Below are 6,802 nucleotides of genomic sequence, written 5' to 3'. Positions count from 1 at the left end.
ATTGGGCATTGGGCATTGGGCATTGGGCATTGGGCATTGGGCATTGGGCATTGGGAATAACCTATGCCCCATACCCCATGCCCCATTCCCCAATGACTAAATTGCGATCGCTCGTTTATAAGCTTCGTCCAATACTTCCGAAAGTGTCGGGTGGGCGTGAACTAGATGTGCCAAGTTTTGCACAGATTGACGGTTTGCGATCGCAGCTGACGCTTCATGAATTAAGTCTGAGGCATGCAATCCGAAAATGTGAACGCCTAAAACTTCTCCGGTGTCTTTGCGATATATCACCTTGGCAATCCCATCAGCTTCATTTTCTGCCAAGGCTTTGGAATTTCCTTTGAAGTAACTCTTACTTGTGGCGATTTCAAACCCTTCGGTTTGTCCCAACTCTTTAGCGGCGGTTTCTGTTAAGCCCACATAACTGACTTCCGGGTGGGTAAAGGCCGCGGCGGGGATGCTGCGATAGTCTACTATTCTTTCCCTCCCAACTATGTTTTCTACCGCGATGATGCCTTGAGCAGAAGCCGCATGTGCTAACATCATCTTCCCATTACCATCCCCAATTGCCCACAAATGCGGCACCACTTCACCTGCTGATAGCACTGCCATGCGATCGTCTACTGGAATAAAATTCCGCCGATCGAGTTCTACACCCACAGACTCTAAACCGAGATTTTTGGTCGCTGGGATGCGTCCAGTAGCCACCAAGCAAGCATCTACTTCGATGACATCTACATCTTCTTTGGTTTTGAAATCTGCTAACTCAATTACCACAGGTGAACCTGGGATAACTTTTTTGGCGTATATCCCGACTTTGGTTTCAATATCGCGGGGAGTAATTAGCACCCGTTCGGCAAGTTTGGCAATATCACGGTCAAATCCTGGCATTAACTGATCTAGGGCTTCAATCAAGGTGATTTCACAACCCAAAGCTGAGTAAATATCAGAAAATTCCAAGCCGATGTAACCACTGCCAATAATTGCTATCCAGTCAGGTAACGATTCTAACTTGACACCTTGATCGCTGGTAAAGACAGTTTTACCGTCTACTTCAATCCCTGGAGGCACAAAAGGAATTGAACCTGGGGAAAGAATGATGTCTTTGGCTGTGATCGTTTTTTCACCGCCATCTCCGGTGATGGAGACTTTTTGCGCCCCAGCGATTTTTCCCCAACCTCTGATGATATCGACTTTTAGACGTTTGAGACTGTTGGTTAAGTCGCCTTGAATTTTCGAGACGAGATTATCAGCATGATTTGCGATCGCTTGGCGATCGAATTCCACGCTACCAATTTGAATTCCCAGTGACTTGAGATGGTGGGCATCGCGTAACTCCCGCACACGCCCAGATGCCGCTAGCAGCGCTTTAGAAGGAATACAACCCCGATTAACACAGGTTCCTCCCATATCAGCAGCTTCAATAATCGCTGTTTTCAGACCGCAACTTACAGCGTGTAAGGCGGCACCATGCCCGCCTACACCAGCGCCGATAATGACTAAATCGTAATCAAATCCTTGACTCACGTTAGTTTCCCCGTGTGCTTCGCCTATTTATTTTCAACTTGACCGACAATCAGTGCAACCCCTTTAACAGTTATCAGTTTCGTCGCCGGGTTTAAGTTCCCAGTACACACTTATCTCTAATCAGTGAAAATTGGTAACTGATTTAAATTTCTTAGCATACGCCTGATAACTATTTACTGATTTAACGTTCGGGTTTTGCTAACTCAAATTATGATTCACTGACTTCTGGCGAAAAGATGGATGTTTTCGGTAATTATAGTCAAATCTAGATAGTTATTTTTTTTAACTTTAAAGGGAGTTAGGGATAAGAATTAAATAAGGGACTTCCAAATAAAAAAACATTCAATAATTTCTTGTGGGGTGGGCGTCTCGCCCGCCATAACCTAAGGCGGGCAGGACTTCGGCGTGAGCGCTCAGTCGAACGCTGCCCACCCCACAAGATTGGATAATTTATTTGTTGGAAATCCCTAACATACAATTTATGTCTCTGGCTTACCTCACCCTCAATCCCTCTCCTTTATAAGGAGAGGGAAGCTAGAGACAGGATGAAGTTTTGCATTTTATTTAATCCAGGTTCCTTAGGGATATGTAGCTTTTATTTTATATGGCTTCAAACAAAATCTTCACTTGCTCTTTTAAAATTTTGAAAGTTCCGAGTTCTAAGCTTGAAGTTCCGAGTTCTAAGCTTGAAGTGCCGAGTTCAGAGCCTGAAGTTCCGAGTTCTAAGCTTGAAGTGCCGAGTTCAGAGCCTGAAGTTCCGAGTTCTAAGCTTGAAGTGCCGAGTTCAGAGCCTGAAGTTCCGAGTTCTAAGCTTGAAGTGCCGAGTTCAGAGCCTGAAGTTCCGAGTTCTAAGCTTGAAGTGCCGAGTTCAGAGCCTGAAGTTCCGAGTTCTAAGCTTGAAGTGCCGAGTTCAGAGCCTGAAGTTCCGAGTTCTAAGCTTGAAGTGCCGAGTTCAGAGCCTGAAGTTCCGAGTTCTAAGCTTGAAGTTCCGAGTTCTAAGCTTGAAGTTCCGAGTTCTAAGCTTGAAGTTCCGAGTTCTAAGCTTGAAGTTCCGAGTTCTAAGCTTGAAGTGCCGAGTTCAGAAGCTCAACTAGAGAGATAGGGGAAGCAGGGGAAGAGATTATTGACGCATTTACAATGCTTCATTCCCGATTTTCCAATGCCCATAACTGGGAATTTCTTTACAGCACCTTAGGCTAACACCTAAGCTGGATTTAAGATTGATCCAGAGGATTTACACAGGCGATCGCTCGATGTCTATTCCCCAAATTAGCGAATTTACTATCCGCCGTCATGCTAACGCCAAATCTTTCCAGCAGGGCGAGGCATACTATGAGGCTGGTGCTGTCAATGCTGTTGCCCAACGTGGTGATCTGCTTCAGGCAGATGTTGCAGGCAGTCAAGCTACACCTGATCATGTCAATGTGAGTTTCGATCGCAGTGGGTTTTCAGTAAGCTGTACCTGTGATTACGACCTTGAAGGGTGGTGTAAACACGTTGTAGCGACAATGCTCGTCTGTGCGCGTAACTCAGAAAATATTCAGCAACGCCCCACCCTAGAACAACTACTAAATCGCCTAGATTATATCCAAACTCAAAGGCTGCTGCAAGAATTGGTAACAGAATATTTACCACTAATTGACACGATTGAGCGCCATGTCAACTGGATGACTAATCCAGATGACAAGCAAACAACCACAAAATTCATGCGCCGCAGTACTATTGATCCGATTCCCTTTCGGGGGCAAGTCCGGCAGATTCTCCGGGATACCGTGCGCTACTTTGAAGAGGGGTACGAAGAAGCTCCGATTGCCGATAAATTGCTAAGTGTAGTGCAAACTGCGGTAGATTTTAGCGAACGGGGACAAGGTGAAAATGCGATCGCTATTTTGGAAGCAATTACTTCTACCTGTGTGGAAAATTGGGACGATGTTGCAGAATACGGCGCGGAAAATGATCAAATTGTCGGGCAATTAAACAATGCCTGGTGTGAAGCAATTCTCACTGCCGAACTGACACCAGAAGAAAAAGTTGATATTCAAATAAATTTAGAAGCTTGGCAAGATGAGTGGAATGCTGATTTTGGTATAGTTATGGAGGTTTTACGCCAAGGTTGGGATTATCCGCCACTGGTGCAAGTTCTCCAAGGTAATATCACCGAAAGGGGAGCTTGGGAAGAAGACGTTCCAGATTATGCTGATGATTTGGCACTAATTCGCCTGAAAATTCTCGAACGTCAGGAACGTTACCAAGAATACCTCTATTTAGCAGAAGCGGAAGGGCAAACCCAGCAGTATCTCACAATGCTAGGGCGTTTAGGCAGGGTGGAAGAAGCAATTGAAGGCACGTAAGGATTATTGTTTGAAAAACTGATGAGAGGTTTAATAAACTCGATAATGCTTAATCTGCGATCGCAACACTTTGTTTGTCTAAATGTTTTTGTGGCGTTGCATATTTGCGGGATGATTTTGCTAGTTTTGTGGGATGGGCATCTTGCCCGTCCCTTGTATTTTGGGGCGGGCAAGATGCCCACCCCACAAGAATCATCCCTTGATTCAGCAACACCGTTTTTGCTTAACTTCTGAAGTAATAAGTGTAACCTGGATCACGCCATACACAAAATCCTGATTTATCCAAATACTCTAGCAGGACTTACGCAAACAATAGCCGAAACCATCATATCTGCTTGCTTATGCAGATCGAACGTCATCGATCCTTTCAAGTCTGCATTAACACTCCCCTGGCTAAACAAATATTACATTTACAGCAGTTTTCATGTATTTGAACCACATCTGTTGTATAGAACATTGCTGTGCCCCAAAAGCATGAGTCTATTTACCTAAAAATAGCTGTAAATTGAAATTTGCCCCAGATATCAACTTTAGCGACAAAAGATGAAGTAAGATTCACATTTGAAGCAGTCGCCGTATAATTCCATAGTTTCTGACAAAAAATAGTCAAGTGCGATGATTAATAAATATCCTCAGAATCTTATAGTGTCCTGCTTACCTCTGAATATGCTTCTATTACTCAGCAGCATATCTTTTAGTCCAGTGAAAGCTCAGGCTATTGATACTAGACAATTACCAACTAGTAATTTCATCTTGTCGCAAAAACTCCCACCACCACAGGATGTCCAACCACCGGTACCTTCGCCACTTCCCTCACCGGAACTGCCACAGCCACTCCCCCCACCAGCAGAACTATTTCCCCCCTCTGCCCCAACTCCCAAACCAGAGGAACCAATTCCTGGCAACTTTCCTCAAACTATTGTTGTTGAACGGTTTGAAGTTGTTGGTAGCACAGTTTTCAGTCCCGAAGAGTTAGCTAAAGCCACTGCTGAATTTACCAAACGGCCGATCTCGCTGGCTGAAGTGTATCAAGCACGTTCTAAAATCACTGATCTATACCTCAAAAATGGTTACATTACTTCTGGTGCGTATATTCCACCGCAAACAATCCAATCCGGTGTTGTCAAAATTCAGGTGGTCGAAGGTAAATTAGAAGATATCCAGGTAACTGGGACTCGGCGGTTGAATCCGAATTATGTCCGCAGCCGACTAGCAATAGCGACATCACCGCCTCTGAATCGTCAGCGTCTACTAGAGGCACTGCAACTTTTGCAACTTAATCCTTTGATTCAAAACGTCTCTGCTGAACTCTCAGCAGGATCGCAGACTGGTGTGAATCTCTTAGAAGTTAAGATCACTGAGGCAAAAACCTTTAGTAGCCCAATAGTTCTTGATAATGGGCGATCGCCTAGTGTAGGCAGTTTCCGCCGTCGATTACAATTGAATGAAGCCAACCTATTGGGGCTGGGAGACTCTCTGGGTCTAGGTTATACTAATACCGATGGTAGTAACTCCTTTGACGTCAGCTATACATTACCACTCAATCCCAAGAACGGAACCCTCACTTTCAACTATGGCACTACGTCGAGTAATGTCATTGAACCTCCTTTCAACATTTTAGATATCCAATCGGCTTCTCGCTATTACGAACTAACATTTCGCCAGCCCATAGTTCAAACTCCTACACAAGAATTCGTCTTGGGGTTGACAGCCTCCCGACGCGAAAGTGAAGCCTCTTATCTTGATATAGAGCGAATCCCTTTCCCCGGTTTAGGCGCTGATGAACAGGGACGCACTAGGGTATCTGCGTTGCGATTTTTTCAAGAATGGACGAGTCGTAACAGCCATGAAGTCATCGCCCTACGTTCTCAATTCAGTTTGGGTATAGATGCGTTGAATGCGACGATTAATCAAAATCCTCCCGATAGTCGTTTTTTTGCTTGGCAAGGGCAAGCGCAGTGGGCACGCCTTTTAGCTCCTGAAACCTTACTATTACTTCGTTTAAATACGCAACTCGCATCCAGAACACTTTTGCCTTTAGAGCAATTTGGCTTAGGTGGGCAGGATAGCGTTCGCGGCTACCGTCAAGATTACCTGCTAACGGATAATGGCACTTTTGTTTCTGCGGAAGTTCAAGTACCGATTCTGCGCTTACCGCAGATAGATAGCATTTTACAGGTTGTCCCCTTTGTGGATTTTGGTGTTGGCTGGAATAGTTCTGGTATAAAGAATCCCGATCATAATACTTTAGCAGCTGTTGGTCTGGGGTTGCGTTGGTCACAGAGCGATCGCTTCACCGTTCGTCTTGACTGGGGCATTCCTTTAATATCTGTGAACTCAAATGAGAGAACATTACAAGAAAACGGTCTGTATTTTAGTTTATTTTATAATCCATTTTAAAATTTAGCGGTTTATTCTCCTTGGGAGCATCTCAGTGAAAGCAAATATACCAGATGAGAAACAAGATTCTTGCTCCCTCTCCTTAATAAGCGATGCCCTGAGCTTGTCGAAGGGTTGGGGTGAGGTTTTACAAGGCTTTTTACACTCATTGAGATGCTCCCATTCTCCTTTCCTTTAGACGTAGCTCGCAGGCGGAGTGACTCCTCTTCCGTTTCCGCAGTCGCCACAACGGGGGAAAAATACGCAAGGCGCTGCTCTCAGTTACCCTGCTCTAAGCAAGCTACAGTCCTTAAAAAGCGGGACGCTACGCGTAGCTTGCTTCCACGAAGTGGTACGACAAGCTACCTCGGCTGCGCTCGGCATAAGTCAAGAACCATCGGGGTTTAAATAAGAGTCTGAAACTCTTTTCAATGCAATAATTTTGAATTGTGAATTTTGAATTGTTAATCTGGGTATCCTAATAAAGACTCAGGTTGGATGATATAGATGAAGAGTTAATTAACAGTAAATAAAAAGCTGATAAT

4 protein-coding genes and 1 pseudogene are annotated in these 6,802 nt (G+C 44.6%); 4 read left to right on the top strand and 1 reads right to left on the bottom strand.

The features are described from left to right. Window positions 1–96 precede the first annotated feature (96 nt). Window positions 97–1,527, bottom strand: coding sequence for a dihydrolipoyl dehydrogenase (gene lpdA, locus HWQ38_RS23490; protein ID WP_292798402.1), 1,431 nt, complete (start codon window positions 1,525–1,527; stop codon window positions 97–99). Between the two features lie 604 nt (window positions 1,528–2,131). On the opposite strand from lpdA, the gene HWQ38_RS23485 reads away from it, so the two are divergent. The 4 genes and pseudogenes from HWQ38_RS23485 (at window position 2,132) to HWQ38_RS23470 (ending at window position 6,278) form a co-directional block, all read left to right on the top strand. Beyond that, window positions 2,132–2,629, top strand: a complete 498-nt coding sequence (locus tag HWQ38_RS23485) for a hypothetical protein (RefSeq protein ID WP_292798400.1) — start codon at window positions 2,132–2,134, stop codon at window positions 2,627–2,629. A gap of 151 nt (window positions 2,630–2,780) precedes the next feature. Beyond that, window positions 2,781–3,866: pseudogene (locus HWQ38_RS23480) on the top strand (SWIM zinc finger domain-containing protein); the annotation flags it as partial. 33 nt (window positions 3,867–3,899) lie between these two features. Beyond that, the gene (locus HWQ38_RS23475) at window positions 3,900–4,112 is read left to right on the top strand and encodes a hypothetical protein (protein ID WP_292798398.1); all 213 of its coding nucleotides are present in this window, start codon (window positions 3,900–3,902) and stop codon (window positions 4,110–4,112) included. Window positions 4,113–4,493: 381 nt separating this feature from the next. Next, on the top strand, window positions 4,494–6,278 hold the full coding sequence (locus HWQ38_RS23470; protein WP_292798396.1) for a ShlB/FhaC/HecB family hemolysin secretion/activation protein: 1,785 nt from the start codon (window positions 4,494–4,496) through the stop codon (window positions 6,276–6,278). Window positions 6,279–6,802: the final 524 nt, after the last annotated feature.

Origin of the sequence: Nostoc sp. NMS7 (assembly GCF_017115085.1) — a bacterium.
Taxonomy (GTDB): Bacteria; Cyanobacteriota; Cyanobacteriia; order Cyanobacteriales; family Nostocaceae; genus Nostoc.
This window is presented reverse-complemented; position numbering and strand designations above follow the sequence as displayed.

What these genes read in the sequence shown, in the direction of transcription:
- HWQ38_RS23475 (WP_292798398.1), top strand. Translation starts at nt 3,900, where the DNA reads ATGAGAGGTTTAATAAACTCGATAATGCTTAATCTGCGATCGCAACAC.
- HWQ38_RS23470 (WP_292798396.1), top strand. Translation starts at nt 4,494, where the DNA reads ATGATTAATAAATATCCTCAGAATCTTATAGTGTCCTGCTTACCTCTG.
- HWQ38_RS23485 (WP_292798400.1), top strand. Translation starts at nt 2,132, where the DNA reads ATGGCTTCAAACAAAATCTTCACTTGCTCTTTTAAAATTTTGAAAGTT.